The organism is Exiguobacterium sp. s50 (assembly GCF_018618175.1).
In the GTDB taxonomy this organism is placed as follows: domain Bacteria; phylum Bacillota; class Bacilli; order Exiguobacteriales; family Exiguobacteriaceae; genus Exiguobacterium; species Exiguobacterium chiriqhucha.
Genome location: NZ_JACSLP010000029.1, coordinates 1 through 526, shown reverse-complemented (window position 1 = coordinate 526; position 526 = coordinate 1). Strand labels below are relative to the sequence as shown.

1 protein-coding gene is annotated in these 526 nt (G+C 45.8%); it reads right to left on the bottom strand.

The window, feature by feature from the left end; translation table 11 throughout:
* Nucleotides 1–526, bottom strand: a 526-nt coding sequence (locus KNP68_RS15110) for an IS3 family transposase (protein WP_214716547.1), incomplete at both ends; no start/stop codon positions are given.

Sequence of the window (526 nt, the reverse complement as noted above, 5' to 3'; positions counted from 1 at the left end):
CCGCCACACCATATTTTATCGGTGTGAGGTAGCCTAATTTTTCTTGGATACGTTCTTCGTTGTAGTAAGTTAAGTAATTATTCACCCGCTCACGCACTTCATAGTCGCTTAACGAGTTGAACTTGACGTACTGGAATTCCTCAGACTTCAAGTTCGAATGAAACGATTCGATCACCGCATTATCCCAACAGTTGCCTCTTCGAGACATGCTGCTCGTCAGATGCTTCCTCTTTACGAAATCTTGAAAGGCATATGATGTATAGACACTTCCTTGATCTGAATGGATGATGATCCCTTCGGGATTGTTCCGACTCTCCAACGCCATCCTTAACGTATCGATGACGAGGGGCGTCTGTTGATGATCGTATAGCTTATAGGCAACAATCTCATTGTTGAATAGGTCGATGATCGTGGAGAGGTACTTCGTCGTTCCCCCGTATTGGATGTAGGTGATGTCCGTCACCCACTTCTTATTCGGTCTACTGGCAGTGAAGTCTCGCTTGAGAAGGTCAGGGGCGATGACGAT